The organism is Pseudoduganella dura (assembly GCF_009727155.1).
Lineage (GTDB): Bacteria > Pseudomonadota > Gammaproteobacteria > Burkholderiales > Burkholderiaceae_D > Rugamonas > Rugamonas dura.
Genome location: NZ_WNWM01000002.1, coordinates 6,211,167 through 6,226,269 on the forward strand (window position 1 = coordinate 6,211,167; position 15,103 = coordinate 6,226,269).

The 15,103-nt window shown below is 59.5% G+C and carries 8 protein-coding genes and 1 pseudogene; 5 read left to right on the forward strand and 4 right to left on the reverse strand.

The annotated features are described in order from the left end of the window. Positions 1-20 precede the first annotated feature (20 nt). Both GJV26_RS26940 and galB read right to left on the reverse strand, forming a co-directional pair. Positions 21-2,228 (reverse strand): hypothetical protein, encoded by a 2,208-nt coding sequence (locus tag GJV26_RS26940; RefSeq protein ID WP_155711676.1) that lies wholly within the window; start codon positions 2,226-2,228, stop codon positions 21-23. Positions 2,229-2,351: 123 nt separating this feature from the next. Beyond that, positions 2,352-5,096, reverse strand: a complete 2,745-nt coding sequence (gene galB, locus GJV26_RS26945; RefSeq protein ID WP_229427979.1) for a beta-galactosidase GalB — start codon at positions 5,094-5,096, stop codon at positions 2,352-2,354. Between the two features lie 561 nt (positions 5,097-5,657). On the opposite strand from galB, the pseudogene GJV26_RS26950 reads away from it, so the two are divergent. Together GJV26_RS26950 and GJV26_RS26955 are read left to right on the forward strand one after the other, a co-directional pair. Next, positions 5,658-7,084, forward strand: a pseudogene (locus GJV26_RS26950) (IS1182 family transposase); the annotation flags it as partial. A 205-nt stretch (positions 7,085-7,289) separates the two neighbouring features. After that, complete coding sequence (locus tag GJV26_RS26955) at positions 7,290-7,589, forward strand: cyclic-phosphate processing receiver domain-containing protein (protein ID WP_155711677.1); 300 nt, start codon at positions 7,290-7,292, stop codon at positions 7,587-7,589. A gap of 253 nt (positions 7,590-7,842) precedes the next feature. Here the strand turns inward: GJV26_RS26955 and GJV26_RS26960 are convergent, their stop codons facing one another. Both GJV26_RS26960 and GJV26_RS26965 read right to left on the reverse strand, forming a co-directional pair. Then, complete coding sequence (locus GJV26_RS26960) at positions 7,843-8,817, reverse strand: alpha/beta hydrolase family protein (protein ID WP_173346287.1); 975 nt, start codon at positions 8,815-8,817, stop codon at positions 7,843-7,845. Positions 8,818-9,493: 676 nt separating this feature from the next. Further along, positions 9,494-10,831 (reverse strand): transposase, encoded by a 1,338-nt coding sequence (locus tag GJV26_RS26965; protein WP_155712157.1) that lies wholly within the window; start codon positions 10,829-10,831, stop codon positions 9,494-9,496. Positions 10,832-11,136: 305 nt separating this feature from the next. Between GJV26_RS26965 and GJV26_RS26970 the strand changes: the two genes are divergently transcribed. The 3 genes from GJV26_RS26970 to GJV26_RS26980 all read left to right on the forward strand — a co-directional run bounded on the left by GJV26_RS26970 (position 11,137) and on the right by GJV26_RS26980 (position 15,049). Next, positions 11,137-12,111: an alpha/beta fold hydrolase gene (locus GJV26_RS26970; RefSeq protein WP_155711678.1), complete on the forward strand. Its 975-nt coding sequence runs from the start codon at positions 11,137-11,139 to the stop codon at positions 12,109-12,111. A 322-nt stretch (positions 12,112-12,433) separates the two neighbouring features. After that, on the forward strand, positions 12,434-12,898 hold the full coding sequence (locus GJV26_RS26975) for a hypothetical protein (protein ID WP_229428017.1): 465 nt from the start codon (positions 12,434-12,436) through the stop codon (positions 12,896-12,898). Between the two features lie 813 nt (positions 12,899-13,711). Next, on the forward strand, positions 13,712-15,049 hold the full coding sequence (locus tag GJV26_RS26980; RefSeq protein ID WP_155712157.1) for a transposase: 1,338 nt from the start codon (positions 13,712-13,714) through the stop codon (positions 15,047-15,049). Positions 15,050-15,103 lie beyond the last annotated feature (54 nt).

A 15,103-nucleotide genomic window follows, 5' to 3' on the forward strand; every position in this document is an offset into this window, starting at 1 on the left:
GCCGTTGTTCCGGCCCTTTCCTATGCCTTCCCGCAGGCCAGCGTCGTGTCGGCCGGCGCGAACGCTTCGCCGCGCGGCGTGACGGTGCGCGCGGACGACCGTTCGATCCAGCCCAGCGCGCGCTGCCACTCCCGTTCGAGCAGGTCGCGGGGATCCCACCGGCCGTCGCCGCACAGCACGGTGGACATCCGCGTGCGGCTCGCCGCGCTCAGGAACCAGCTCATCGGCGGATCGTCGTCCAGCAGCCCGGCGGCGAAGCGGCCGGGCCGCTTGTGGTCCGACTCGGGGTAGCGCAATTCGATGACCCGGCCGGCCGGGCAGCCGCCCAGCAGCCGGATCGCCTCGGCTTCCTGCGCGTGGGCGCGGGCCGTGCGGGTCTGGTACAGCGCGAACGGCGGCGCGCTGGCCTCCATCGCGATCGGCAGCCTGCGCGAGCGGGGTTGCGGCTTCGGGTCGCAGATCCACTGGGCGCTGCCGGCAGGGTCGTTTTCGATGACGATCACGACGATCTGCCGCGCCAGTGCCTGCTGCGCCGCGGTACCGCCCTGCAGCGCGCCGATCATCGCGTTGATCGCCGCCACGCCGGAATTCTCGAAATAGCCGCCGTCCACCACGTAGTCCCATACCCGGTCGCCGCCCGGGTGCCGGATCGCGGCCGCCGGGCTGACGTAGGTGAAGCGGGCGGAATTGTGCACGGCGCCGGCACGCGTGAGCCGCGCGGTGTCGAGCGCATCGTCGAAGATGTCGTAGGCATCGGTCGGCACGAAGCGCAGGTCCGATTGCACCACCAGGCGGCCGTCGCCCACGGTCGTGGTATTGAACATCATGCGTGGTACCGCGGCGGGCGCCTTGCCCGCCGCGCGCAGCGGCTGCGTGAACCATGCCGCCTGCGCCGGGCTGTGGCGCCGCCAGTCGCGTGCCCATGCTTCCTCCAGGCCGCGCGAGCGGTCGCAGGCGATGCACGGCACCGGCAGGAAGCGCGCGATCGTGTCGCTGTACAGCATCTGGCCGACGGCCGGCGCGAGGAAATCGCGGGCCAGGAAGTCGGTGGGGCGCGGCGCCAGCGGGCCGCTGCCGTCCCTTGCGGTTTCCTGTTCCGCCGCCAGCGCTGCCACGAACGCGGCCAGCCCCAGGCTGCCGCCGGAAACGCCGCTGACCGCGTAGACATTGCGGGCGAATTCGCGCCCCCGCAGGCGCGAGCGGTTTTCCAGGTTGGTCAGCACCACGCCGGTCCAGTAGGCGGCCCGGGAGGCGCCGCCGGCGGCGGCCACCAGGTAGATCGGGTCCGTGCCGCGCGGGCCGCGGGCCGCGTTCCATGCTTCCAGGTCGTCCGGGAAAGCCGGCCGGTCGCCGCGCGGGGCCGGCGCGCCGCCGCGCGCCACGAAGTGGTTTTCGTTGACGAACGACAGCGCGAACGCCAGCGCGAACGGCACCAGCGCGAACGACGGCCAGCCGGCGCTGCGCGGCAGGTAAGTCATCGCGAAGCTGCCGAACAGCGTCCACGAACCGAGCGCGATCAGCACCAGGGCCGGAGAGCCGATGGCGCGGGACGCCGTCTCGCGCCCGACGACGGTTGCGAGCAGCACGCCGAACGAGATCGCGAACATCGCCAGCACGGTGGCGACCGCGCCCCGGCTGAGCGTATCGAAACGGGGATAGGGATCGTCGTCGCGCCGGTGCCATCCCGCATCGGCGGCGGGAAGGTGGCGCCGGAACACCACGAATGCCAGGAAGGTGGCGGCGGTCGCGGCCAGCGCTATCCAATAGCGCGGCGACGGCGTGGCAACGATGAAGAACACGGTGATCGGCACGACGCCGAGCAGCCCCAGAAGGCGCGGCAGCCAGCGCCCTGCCATGTCAGCGAAGCGATCGTCGATGCATGGCCGCAGCCGGTCGTGAGGAAAACGCTTGCCCAGCATGATGCGGGCGCAGTACCAGCTGGCGAACGCCCAGTAGGCCAGGGCGGTGACGAACAGCGCATAGCCGGGCGACGCCAGCGGATCGGGTGCGCCGGCGCCATCGGGCGCGCCGAACGCCACGAGCGTCTCGCGTGCCTGCTCCAGGCCGAGCAGGATGCCGTTGCCGGCGAGCGTCATCATGACCGGGTACAGGCACAGGTTCAATGCGCCGGCCAGGAAGGCGGTCCGGGTCAGCCGCGGCGTGTACCGTTCGTTGCCCGGCTCGGCGACCGGCGGGATGATCTGCGAAGTGCTGGGGTGGTGGAGCATGCGGGTTCCGGCGGTGTGTTCACGAACACCGTGGGAACAGCATGACAAACCATGGCGGAAAAAACAACCGCGCCGACGTGAGAGGCGCGGCTGTTTCGCTGGCTTTCGGGCCGGTTGCCTGGATCAGCGGCCGGTGCTGCGCAGCTGGACCTTCGTGCCTTGCAGGCCTTCGGCCGAGACGCGCACCGTGATCGGGCCCTTGCCGCCCGCCTTGGCGCGCACCACGCCCAGCACCAGGCCATTGAACGCGGCGCGCTCCGGCGACTGGAACGACTCGAAGCTTGTCGGGTCGCCATTGTCCGTGGCCACCAGCTCGCCCGGGCCTTCGACCGTGAAGCGCACGCGGTTGCTGGCGCGCGGCGATGTCAACCCGGCCTTGTCGGTCACGCGCACCGTGATGAACGACAGGTCGCGGCCGTCGCCGGCGATGGTGGCGCGGTCGGCGACGGCCTGCAGGGCGGATGGCGCGTCGGCGGTCTTCACCGACGAACGGGCCCATTCCTTGCCGTCCTTGTAGGCGACCACTTCGATCGTTCCCGGTTCGTACGTCACGAAATCCCAGCGCAGCCGGTAGGCATACGGCGCGACTTTCAGCCTGCCCTGCGACTTGCCGTTGACGAACAGCTCGGCCTCGTCGCCGGACGTGAACACGTGCACCGGCGTGACTTCGCCGACGCGGTCCGGCCAGGTCCAGTGCGGCAGGATATGCGCCATCTTCAGGTCCGGGCGCCAGCGCGCCTGGTACAGGTAGTAGCGGTCCTTCCTGAAGCCCGCCAGGTCGACGATGCCGGAATACGAGCTGCGCGCGCCGTAATAGGGGGTAGGCTCGCCCAGGTAATCGAAGCCGGTCCAGACGAATTCGCCGGCCGTGTACGGGTTCTGGTCGAGCGAGGCGAAGGCGCGGTCGGCCGAGCTGCCGAAGTCCGACGCGAACAGTTCGTAGGCGGAAACCTGCTGTGTCTTCGGATCGCCGCCGGCGCCCGGCCGCACCGAGGCGCTGAGCGCGCCCGGCACCGGGAACTGGTATTCGCCGCGGCTGGACAGCGCGGAGGCGCTTTCCGTGTGCAGGATGACCTTGTCCGGGAACTTCTCGCGGAAGGCCGGGAACTGGCCCGGCAGCGTGCGGATGCCGGTGCCCTGGTAGTTCAGGCTGATCACATCCATCGTGGCCGGCAGCGGCATGTCCGGCTTGGCCCAGTTCATCGCCGTGGTGGCGGGGCGGCCGGGGTCTTCCTCGTGCACGATGCCCACCAGCTTGCGGCCGATCGCCGCGCCATGCTCGCCGGTGTACTGCTCGCCCACTTCGTTCCCCACGCTCCACATCACGATCGACGGATGGTTGCGGTCGCGGCGCAGCATCGCGCGCAGGTCCTGCTCGTGCCACTCGGGGAAGATCAGGTGGAAGTCGAGCGGCGTCTTCTTGCGTTCCCACGAGTCGAACACCTCGTCCTGCACGACGATGCCCATGCGGTCGGTCAGGTCGAGCAGTTGCGGGTCCGGCGGATTGTGGCTCACGCGCAGCGCGTTGATACCCATCTCCAGCATGATCTCGAGCTGGCGCTCGGCCGCGCGCACGTTGAACGCGGCGCCCAGCGCGCCCAGGTCGTGGTGGTTGTTCACGCCGCGGATCGGCACGTGCTCGCCGTTGACGAACAGGCCGCGGCTGGCGTCGAAGCGCAGGTCGCGGATGCCGAACGGCGTTTCGTAGCGGTCGATCACGCGGCCATCCTGGCGCACCGTGGTCACGGCCGCGTAGCGGTTGGGCGTCTGGTTCGGCACCGGGCCCCACAGGCGCGGATTTCTCAGCGTGGTGTCGCCGGCCACGGTGGCGCTGGCGCCGGGAGCGATGGTTGTCCTTGGCGAAACCGCGGTCGCCACGGCATTCCCCGTCATGCGGCCCTTGCCGTCGAGCGCGTACAGCTGGGTGGTCACATCCGCCGTGGCCGGCGCGGTGCCGGCGTTGTCCAGCGTGACGTTCCACGCCACCTGGGCCGACTCCTTCGACACCTTCGGCGTGCGCACCTGCACGCCCCACTGGCCGACATGGACGGGCGCGGTTTTCGTCAGCCATACATTGCGGTAAAGCCCGGCGCCCGGGTACCAGCGCGCCGATTCGGCCGTGTTGTCGAGGCGGATCGCCAGCTGGTTGTCGCCCGGCTTCAGGAATTTCGTCAGGTCGATGCGGAACGAGTTGTAGCCGTAAGGCCAGCCACCGGCCAGCTTGCCGTTGATCCAGACGGACGAATATGCCATCGCGCCATCGATGTCGAGGAAGACCGACTTGCCGGCATCGGCATTCGTGATGGCGATCTTGTTGCGGTACCAGGCCGGGCCCCAGGTCTTCAGCCGGCCCATGCCGCCGTAGGGGCCGGTCTTCAGGAACGGGCCTTCGATGGCCCAGTCGTGCGGCAGCGTGACGGCGCGCCATGCGCTGTCGTCGAACTCGGCCCTGGCATACGGCGCATCGATCGCCGGTTCCTGCGCCGGGCGCGTGAAACGTTTGGCCGGATCCTTGATGAAGGCATTGCCGGTCGGAAGAATCCAGGGTTTCAGCAGCGGCACGTTGCCGCGGGCGATGCGCGCCGCTTCTTCCGGCATCGCATCGGCCACCTTGCCGTCCGCGGACTCCTTGACTTCGGGGCGGATGTCGTACAGGTATGGCGCCGAGTTGCCGCCCGGGTCCCCCAGGGTGAACTTCCAGCCGTCGTTGAACGGAACGCGCTGGCGCGGCGACTGCCTGTCCGCCGTTTCCTGCGGGGCCGCCGCCACGGTCACCACCATGGCCGGTGCCGCCGCCATGAATGCCAGCGCCATCAATGGCGTGGCAAGTCGTGCGGCCACGGGCCGCCCTTGACGCGAATGCTTCACGTATCCTCCAAGTCGTCTCGCTGCGCTGTCCGATGCGGGCTTGGTAGCGTATATCACTCCCCGCTCCGCTCGCTGTTGTGAGGCGCCGGTGCCATTTTTCGCTTCCGCCGGCTTTGAATATTGTTAGCGCAACCAACGCGCAGTGTAGGATGATCGTCCGGTGCAGTCAATCCATCGCGGAGGTGTTTCAGGGAAAATGGCAGGCCCGCGGGGGAGGGTGCCGGTCGGCAGGCCAGCGATCGGCGCCGATCGTCCGGCGCGGTCGAGCCGCCAAGAGGGCTTCCAGGAAAAGGGAGCGCGATTTGCCGCCCGGTGGGCGCAGCGGAGCGGCGATACCGTCCGCCTGTGGCCCGGTAAAACAAGTTCGCCACAAATTAATAAGGTCTGCCACGACAGCCAGGGAAGACCGGCGCTTTGTGGCCTGTCCTGGCAGCAACAAGCTCGTACACTGGGCCATCACGACAGTCCGCTTTCGGCCCAGGCTGTGTAAAAACATAGCGTCGTGTAAACGGACGCCGCTAGGTAAACGTTAAGCCAGTATCTCATCAAGATGGATGCTAAATGAAGCGCTTTATCGAAGGCGAGGATCGTGGCCAAGGCACGCTGTTGCCTGAACTCTTGGACGACTACGTGGCCGAAGATAATCCAGTGCGAGTGGTCGATGTATTCGTGGACGAATTTGACCTTGCCCCCCTGGGCTTCACGCGGGTGCAACCAGCAAAGACGGGCCGGCCGGCTTACCATCCCGCCGTTCTTCTCAAGCTTTACATTTATGGCTACCTCAACCGCATCCAATCGAGCCGTCGGCTCGAGCGTGAAGCGCAGCGTAATGTCGAGCTGATGTGGTTGACGCAACGCTTGGCGCCGGACTTCAAGACGATCGCGAACTTCCGCAAAGATAATGGCAAAGCGATCCGCTATGTGTGCCGGCAGTTTGTCGTGCTATGCCAGCAACTGGACCTTTTCTCGGATGCGGTTGTGGCGATCGACGGCAGCAAGTTTAAGGCAGTCAACAGCAGCTACCGCAACTTTACCCAAGCCAAGCTCAAGCGCCGGATGGAAGAAATCGAGGCCAATATCGGCCGCTATTTGGCGGAACTGGACACGGCTGACAGGCAGGAGCCGGCGGTAAAGCAAGCGCGCAGCGCCCGACTGAATGACAAGATCTCAGCGATGAAATTGCAGATGGCCGCGCTCAAAGAAATTGAAGCGAAGCTGGAGGCGACTGGCGAAACGCAGATCTCGCTGACCGATCCAGATTCCGTTCCATGATGACGCGAGGCTCAGGCATCGTAGGCTACAACGTGCAAACTGCAATCGACGCCAAGCACCATTTGATCGTCGGACACGAGGTAACCAACATCGGCAACGACCGCGATCAGCTGTCGGGAATGGCAAAGAAGGCTCGCACCGCAATCGGGACAGAGTCACTGACCGCAATCGCTGATCGCGGCTACTTCAAGGGCGAGGAAATTTTGGCGTGCAAGCAAGCCGGTATTGCCGTGCTGGTGCCGGCTACCAGGACATCCAACGCCAAGGCCGACGGCAGATTCGACAAGGCAGACTTCGTCTATGACCGGGAGAAGAACGAGTACCGTTGCCCGGCGGGTCAAGCACTGATCTGGCGTTTCGCCGGCGTTGAAAAAGGCATGACGCTCAACCGTTATTGGAGCTCGAATTGCAAGACCTGTCCGCTCAAGGACAGGTGCACGCCTAGCCAGCAGCGCCGGGTGACGCGCTGGGAGCACCAGGACGTGCTCGACGACATGCAAGAGCAGCTTGAACGGAGCCCGTATGCCATGCGGATCCGGCGTTGCTCGGTCGAGCATCCATTCGGGACCATCAAGTCCTGGATGGGGGCAACGCACTTCCTGACAAAAGGACTGGAACGCGTGAAGACCGATATGAGCCTGCACGTGCTCGCCTATAACGTCAAACGGTTGATGTCGCTGCTTGGGGTCGCTGGCATGATGGAGGCGATCAGGGCGTATGCCTTTTTATCGGCCCTGCAGCGTGTGTTTGGAGCCATTACCTTGCTGATCCGGCCAGTATCCCCAAAAATGCCGTACTGCTCCCTGAGTACCTTAAAGCGCCGCACCACGTGCATCGGCGGGTATAGTTCTCCTGCTAAGGCCTACTTCTAAGTTTTTACCCAGCCTGGGCCAAAACCGGACCTTTGCAAGGGCATTAAAAATGAAAGTCTATCTCGACGATGAAAGAGCTACACCAGATGGCTGGGTTCGAGTCTACTGGCCTGATGAGACTGTGACGCTACTATCGACCGAGGATGTCGTGGAGCTAAGTCTTGATCACGATTTGGGCGATGATGAGCGTGGCACCGGCTACGATGTAGTGTTCTGGATTGAAGAAGCAGTGGCACTGCGCGGTTTCATTCCACCACTGATTCGAGTGCACTCCGCCAATAGCTCAGCGCGGGAAAAGATGGAAGCTGGAATAGCTGCAATACGTCGATTTCAAACTACGCGCCGGTAGCGCCTTTTTCAGTGAAGATGATTGTTATTACCTCGATTGCGAACGGCAGCTTCAGGGCGATTGCACCAGTTTGTGCAGCTTGCTACAGGGTGTGACGCTGTCGATCTCAATAAGGAAATGTTCGGACCGCGTGAGCATTATCTTGGCGGCGCATTCGGCGTCGGAAGCTCTTCTGAATGATCGATGGCAAACAGGAATGTAGCCTAATCAACTCAGGTCGGGGCACCGACGGGAACGGGTTCTGTCGAATAACTCAGCGCTTCCCTAACGCTTTCGAGAAGAAGGCGACCACCTTCCGATTGAAACTGTGATGGAACGCGACACGGTCGAACCCCGCCTGGCTGACGCAAATGGGCGGCGCAATACGGGCTAGCTGTTCGCTGCACGGTGCCAGGAAATCGAAGTGACCTGCGCCCTGTACGACGTGATACTCCGGCGCCATCGGCAGCGCATGGCGCACGGCTTCGGCATACCAGGGATGCGGAAGAATGTCATCGTCCTGTGCGCGCCAGAGTTGCAGTGGGATATTCACATTGCGTAATCCAGCCGCGTCGAAGGTGAATCCCAGAGCCGGTGCCGCAATCACGGCGGCCTTGATTCTCGCATCGTGCAAGTTCTTCGATGAACTGACAGGGATTGGTCGCTGCACATGCTCGGCCAATAACCGGCAGGCGAAGTCGCCAGGATGGGCCGTGCAATGCACTGGGACCCGCGCCAAGTCCGGTATGCCGCCTGCATTGACCAGCGCCGTAAATCCACCGGACGAGAAACCGAAGATGCCGATCCCGTCTGACGCCAGTGCAGCGCGCCCGCGCCACTCGCGCAGCATATAGTCGATCGCCGCTGTAACGTGCCTGGGGCGCGCCAGGATATCGACAGCGCGGCTTTGGTCTTTGTAGTTGTCGCCCGGGTGGGTGAGCGCGGCGACGATGAATCCCGCGTCTGCCAGCGCCAGGGCCGTGTCGTAATGACTGAAGGCGTAGCCTCCCGTACCGTGTGAGACGATAATCAGGGGCAGACTTGTTCCCATGACTTCACCGCCTATTGCGACTTGCTGGGTGGTCACCCCGATGTCGTGCATCGCTGTGCCGGATGCGCTGGGATACCAGATCGCCAGCTCGATGGCGACGCCCCCTTCGCCCGGTAACCGGGCAGACTGGAACCCGGCCGCGTGGCACTGAGCTGCCCACATCAGGGACACAGCCAGGAAAGTAATCAATTTCAGCATAATGGCTCCTGTTTGGAAATGAAGCCAAGTATATTTACGTCGATGGCTTCGAATGAAGGCTTGCGACGAAACGACGTAGCGGCGCCGCGAAACGATTGAATTAGGCCGCGAATTTTTCGATCCCCTGCACGACCATGCCCTCGCTCGCCAGATGATGGCTCGACTCGGCAGGCAGCATGTGTTCGGCTAGCATCTTCTTGAGCCGGCCGGCCAAGCCGCTTTCGCTAAGGGTCGACTCCGCGTCCTTGTTCTCAACCCGGGCAAGCAATCGGTCGATCAGCTCGACGGGGGAACGGATACGCTGCTTTCTGGGTTTCTTGGTGGTGCGGCAGTTTCAACACACCAGTCCGGAGACTACCTTGAGAAGAGCCGGCTCGAACGGCTCGCAGCACGTCTGGAACCCGTAGGTAGTCTTAGCGAGGCGGCAGCAGCGGAACGGGAAATACTAACGATTGCAAGAAGCGACATTGACTCCGGACCATCGAACCAGACCGCAATGCCAGCGTATTATATGGCACTGGATTCCGTTCAAAGGATGCGCAGCGCCGGTCGGTTTAAACGTCCGCTTTGGGGCTATTGTGTTGAAAAACCCGTAGGCAAGAGAAGTGCTGGTGGAGTAACTGTACAGTAAAAATTGGCGATACAGTTACTGCTGGGTTCTTACCGATCACTGCTTTCATATTTGATATTTATAAAAACAGCTTTTTGCCATTCGCCGAAGATTTTGGGCGGTTGCCGCCAAAAGAAACTCGTCATGGGCACCGCTGGGACCACGCAGACGTAACTGGCCGAGTTTCAGGATGCGTTTGAGGTGGGCAAACAGCATTTCCACTTTCTTTCGTTCCCGCCGTGACTGGCGATATGCGTCGGTCTTGCCGATAGCACGAGCAACATCGCGTGCAGGTTCTTGAGGGCTTCGGTCGATCTTGCGGATAACCATGTTGGGGCAGCACTTCGGTTTTAACTCACAAAGCTGACAGTCGTACTGGCTGGCTCGATAACGAAACGGATTTTTCTGCTGACTACGTTGAGCCGGTTTCAGGTGTTTCCCGGCAGGGCAAACGTAGCGGTTGTTTTCAGCATCGAAGATGAAGTCGGCACGACTGAAAGTGCCGTCGTGATGCTCGGATTTATCCCATACCGGGACGTGAGGAGCAATGCTTTTTTCGTTGACCAGCCATCCCAGCATTGCAGCAACACCGTAGTTCGTGTCACCCACCAGACGACGCGGTTTGATGGCGAACTTTTCCTCGACACGATCAATCATGGTTTTGGTCGCTTCGACCTCTGCTGTTTTGTTCACCGCTGAAGCCTCGACATCGACAATCATTCCAGCCTTCAAATCGATGAGGTAATTGGTGCAATAGGCAAAAATCGCCGGTCCTGCAGCAGCAGTCCAGGTTGCGGCCGGGTCGGTTAGAGAAATTCTTTTCGGTGTTGGCGGCACCGGATTGGCCTGTTCCAAGGCTGTCAAATACTCGCGCACTGGCCGACTTGCCTGTGCTGGGTCCCCCCAATCGATTCCGGCATCGCCTGGACGAGATCGTTGACGCTGGGCGTCAGCCTTGATCATGCTGGCATCAGTCGCAAATCCCTCACCCTGCACTAAACCTTCAGCCATACAACGCCGAAGAACGGAATCGAACAGCTGGCGGAAAGCGTCGTGATCACGGAAACGGCCATGCCGGTTCTTGGAAAAACTCGAGTGATCCGGGACCTTGTCTTTCAGACCGAGCCGACAGAACCAGCGGTACGCCAGGTTCATGCTGACTTCTTCGCATAGCCGTCGTTCTGAACGGATACCGTAGGAGTAGCCAATAATCAGCATCCGTGCCATCAACTCAGGATCAATCGATGGCCGTCCGGTATGGCTGTACGAATCAGCCAGGCACAGCCGAAATTCGCTCAGGTCGAGATATCGGTCCACTGCTCTCAACAGATGGTCTTCAGGAACATATTCCTCTAGACTGATCGATACGAACAGTTCCCTCTTGGTTGCTTGACGTCCCATCATCGCAGCCTCCCGCTTTGAACCGTCTTCATAGACAACGGTAGGCCGCAACATGGCTGCAATCAAGGGGCGTTTTTCAACACAATAGGGCGATTCCTGCCAGTCGTGATCGATCATGAGTTTTCACGCGGGCAACATGCTATCCTGAGGTGAATTGCCGGGTTCGGCCAGAAGCGGTCAGTCAGGGTGCATCCAGATATCGAAGTCGCGAACGCTTCTTCACCGAGGGGACGTGCCAGCGACTAGATGTCTGGAGGGGTGGCGCTCTGCAGGACCCTAGGTGAAAATAACTTGGAAGCAAACTCTCGATGAAAAAATGCATTTTGGTAGTTCTGTTTGCAGCCGTCATCCCGTTTCAAGTCTGTAGCGGTCAGAGTGCACATGAGCTGAAGTCCACAACTGTTCCAGCAAAGATCGACATGCTTTACACACCTGAAATCGGTGGAATCAAGCAGGCTGTAGAAATCAAGACGGATGATATGAGCAGACCAGTGCTGTTGTTCCTGTCCGGAGGTCCGGGCAGCTCAATGATGAACAATGCGGGTTCTTTCACTACCATGCTGAAAACTCGATTCACGATTGTTCAGTGGGATCAACGGGACGCTGGCAAAACCCTGAAATTGAATCCATCTCCAACGCGTCCTTCAGTTGAACAAATGGAGCAGGATACACTGCAAGTCATAGACTTTGTCAGGAAAGAACTAAAGCAGGAAAAGATCTTCTTACTAGGCAGCTCCTGGGGGAACGTCCTTGGCTTTCATGTCGTTAAAACCCACCCAGAAGTCCTACATGCCTATTTCGCTGTCAACCCTGTGGTAAGCCAACTAGCAAGTGAAAAAGAGCTGCTTCAGACCTTGAGGAGCCACTTCTACGGAAATCCGTTGGCGGTGAGCGAATTGGCTAACGTGAATATCCCGTTCAAGACCGATGAAGACCTGCTGTACTTGAGGAAGTGGCTCTTCTACAAGGATGGCAAGACCAATGTGCTGAGTGAGGAATTCAAGAGCGGCTTTCTTCATTGGTCGGCTAAGTGGTCCTCAGTGTGGAACGAGGTCATGACGGTTGATTTGCCGAAGTCTCTAACGCAAGTTGAATGCCCAGTTTATTTTCTTGTAGGCGCCATGGATATTCAGACTTCCACACGGATCACGCAAGCATACTTTGAGAAGTTGAAAGCGCCGAAGAAGGAGCTATTCATGTTTGAACGTTCTGGGCATCAAATCCATCAGGATGAACCGGAAAAGCTTCAGAGTACAATCCTCAAGACACTCAGCGCGATTTGACAGAGGTACGGCAAATGCAGCAAACGGCCAGAAGCGGACCTCGCCCTCGATCCTAACGGAAGCTTAAATTTAAAAGGATGATCGGCAATGACGAAGGATGCCTCAATGGCGAAAACCAACAGCGCAGCGCGAGCGGAGAGGTTCATTGATTTAGGGTGGACGTTGGAGCATGAGATTAAAGCGGCAAACGGAGAGACCTACGAGTGGCTGCTTCGTTGGACACACGGTTTTACGCCGGTTAGGCCTACTCCACCACTACACAAGGCAGCGACTGTTTAAAACTCGACAACGAGTTTCCGCAATGGGGCGGGAGCGGCCTATCGTGAAAGTCAGTGATTTTTCCGGTTCGGCAACCTGCTATGTTGCGGCGAACGGCCGAGTTCGGCCAGGAGCGGAAATTGGAGAAACGATGGGCTGGGCACCAATTTCAGAAGCGGAATTATGGGACAAGATCATCGGCGCCGAAGGCCGGATGAGTCCACACATTTTCCGTCTTTGGGAAGTAATTAAGATTACTCCAGAAAAATGGAGCGAAAAATCGTACGGCATGGACGGCGGAGGATTTTGGGTCGTGGCCGTTATCGGCAACCGAGCAATCTGGTTTAATGATATCGAAGACGGATTCAATTGCTCTTCTTACATAGTCACGGGGAAGCTCACTGAATACTTCTGTAATCAGGATGAACTTGAGATGGCAGTTCAAAATATATTGACAATTATTGAGGTGGGCCACGACTTCTCAGTGCGATGTTCTGCTCCCATCCCGGGAGAGTGGATGCCTGGATAGTGCAGATCGCTAAGGGTCCGCTTCGGGCCGGCAGCTGCCCGTCGCGACAGTCTGTGACTTTTACGGTTCAGTGACCTGCTATGCTGGAGCGAACGGCCTAGTTCGGCCAGAAGCGGCCGTTGTCAGTGATGGCTTTCCGCAGTTCTCTTCCGCATGAATCGTGACCATGAAGAATCAATACCGTGTCACAAAATATGCCCCGTCGCAGAGAGATGCGACGGGCGCATACACAAACTGCGATTGGACTTCCCGATCTGATATTAGACAGGTCTTTAACGGTGTGATGCTGTCTGAGGCGGCGTATCTGAAGATTGAAAACAGCTATCTGTCTGTTATAAAAAATTTCGTACGCGAGGCAGGCATCGAGTCATTACTGTTAAAGTAATTGGAACGTCGCGACGCCTCCACAGACGGCTTTTTGCACGGCGGGAACCTATCTATTGCTCAAAGCCTTGATTTTGCGCGTCTTGTTGTCCGCGAAGAGGCATGGGGAAAACTCGTAGTGCCAGGTAAGGCCTATGTCCATTTTAACTATGACTACTATATGTACATCGGAGTACCCTCGAAATGCGAGCGATCGATTACCATCGAACGCGATCTAGGTCTATTTGTCGAACGAATTCGCTCGCCTCTTCTGCGTCAACAGCGATTCAGCGAAGTTACCCGCTGACTCCCTAGAGGTCCGCATTTTGACGACGAATTGGACGGAACCAAGGGCTGCTTAGGGGCTATTGTGTTGAAAAACGCCCCTTGATTGCAGCCATGTTGCGGCCTACCGTTGTCTATGAAGACGGTTCAAAGCGGGAGGCTGCGATGATGGGACGTCAAGCAACCAAGAGGGAACTGTTCGTATCGATCAGTCTAGAGGAATATGTTCCTGAAGACCATCTGTTGAGAGCAGTGGACCGATATCTCGACCTGAGCGAATTTCGGCTGTGCCTGGCTGATTCGTACAGCCATACCGGACGGCCATCGATTGATCCTGAGTTGATGGCACGGATGCTGATTATTGGCTACTCCTACGGTATCCGTTCAGAACGACGGCTATGCGAAGAAGTCAGCATGAACCTGGCGTACCGCTGGTTCTGTCGGCTCGGTCTGAAAGACAAGGTCCCGGATCACTCGAGTTTTTCCAAGAACCGGCATGGCCGTTTCCGTGATCACGACGCTTTCCGCCAGCTGTTCGATTCCGTTCTTCGGCGTTGTATGGCTGAAGGTTTAGTGCAGGGTGAGGGATTTGCGACTGATGCCAGCATGATCAAGGCTGACGCCCAGCGTCAACGATCTCGTCCAGGCGATGCCGGAATCGATTGGGGGGACCCAGCACAGGCAAGTCGGCCAGTGCGCGAGTATTTGACAGCCTTGGAACAGGCCAATCCGGTGCCGCCAACACCGAAAAGAATTTCTCTAACCGACCCGGCCGCAACCTGGACTGCTGCTGCAGGACCGGCGATTTTTGCCTATTGCACCAATTACCTCATCGATTTGAAGGCTGGAATGATTGTCGATGTCGAGGCTTCAGCGGTGAACAAAACAGCAGAGGTCGAAGCGACCAAAACCATGATTGATCGTGTCGAGGAAAAGTTCGCCATCAAACCGCGTCGTCTGGTGGGTGACACGAACTACGGTGTTGCTGCAATGCTGGGATGGCTGGTCAACGAAAAAAGCATTGCTCCTCACGTCCCGGTATGGGATAAATCCGAGCATCACGACGGCACTTTCAGTCGTGCCGACTTCATCTTCGATGCTGAAAACAACCGCTACGTTTGCCCTGCCGGGAAACACCTGAAACCGGCTCAACGTAGTCAGCAGAAAAATCCGTTTCGTTATCGAGCCAGCCAGTACGACTGTCAGCTTTGTGAGTTAAAACCGAAGTGCTGCCCCAACATGGTTATCCGCAAGATCGACCGAAGCCCTCAAGAACCTGCACGCGATGTTGCTCGTGCTATCGGCAAGACCGACGCATATCGCCAGTCACGGCGGGAACGAAAGAAAGTGGAAATGCTGTTTGCCCACCTCAAACGCATCCTGAAACTCGGCCAGTTACGTCTGCGTGGTCCCAGCGGTGCCCATGACGAGTTTCTTTTGGCGGCAACCGCCCAAAATCTTCGGCGAATGGCAAAAAGCTGTTTTTATAAATATCAAATATGAAAGCAGTGATCGGTAAGAACCCAGCAGTAACTGTATCGCCAATTTTTACTGTAC

Excerpts from the sequence above, each read along its gene's own strand:
- GJV26_RS26940 (WP_155711676.1), bottom strand. The coding sequence starts at position 2,228 with ATGCTCCACCACCCCAGCACTTCGCAGATCATCCCGCCGGTCGCCGAG.
- GJV26_RS26955 (WP_155711677.1), top strand. The coding sequence starts at position 7,290 with ATGAAAGTCTATCTCGACGATGAAAGAGCTACACCAGATGGCTGGGTT.
- GJV26_RS26960 (WP_173346287.1), bottom strand. The coding sequence starts at position 8,817 with ATGCTGAAATTGATTACTTTCCTGGCTGTGTCCCTGATGTGGGCAGCT.
- GJV26_RS26965 (WP_155712157.1), bottom strand. The coding sequence starts at position 10,831 with ATGATGGGACGTCAAGCAACCAAGAGGGAACTGTTCGTATCGATCAGT.
- GJV26_RS26970 (WP_155711678.1), top strand. The coding sequence starts at position 11,137 with ATGAAAAAATGCATTTTGGTAGTTCTGTTTGCAGCCGTCATCCCGTTT.
- GJV26_RS26980 (WP_155712157.1), top strand. The coding sequence starts at position 13,712 with ATGATGGGACGTCAAGCAACCAAGAGGGAACTGTTCGTATCGATCAGT.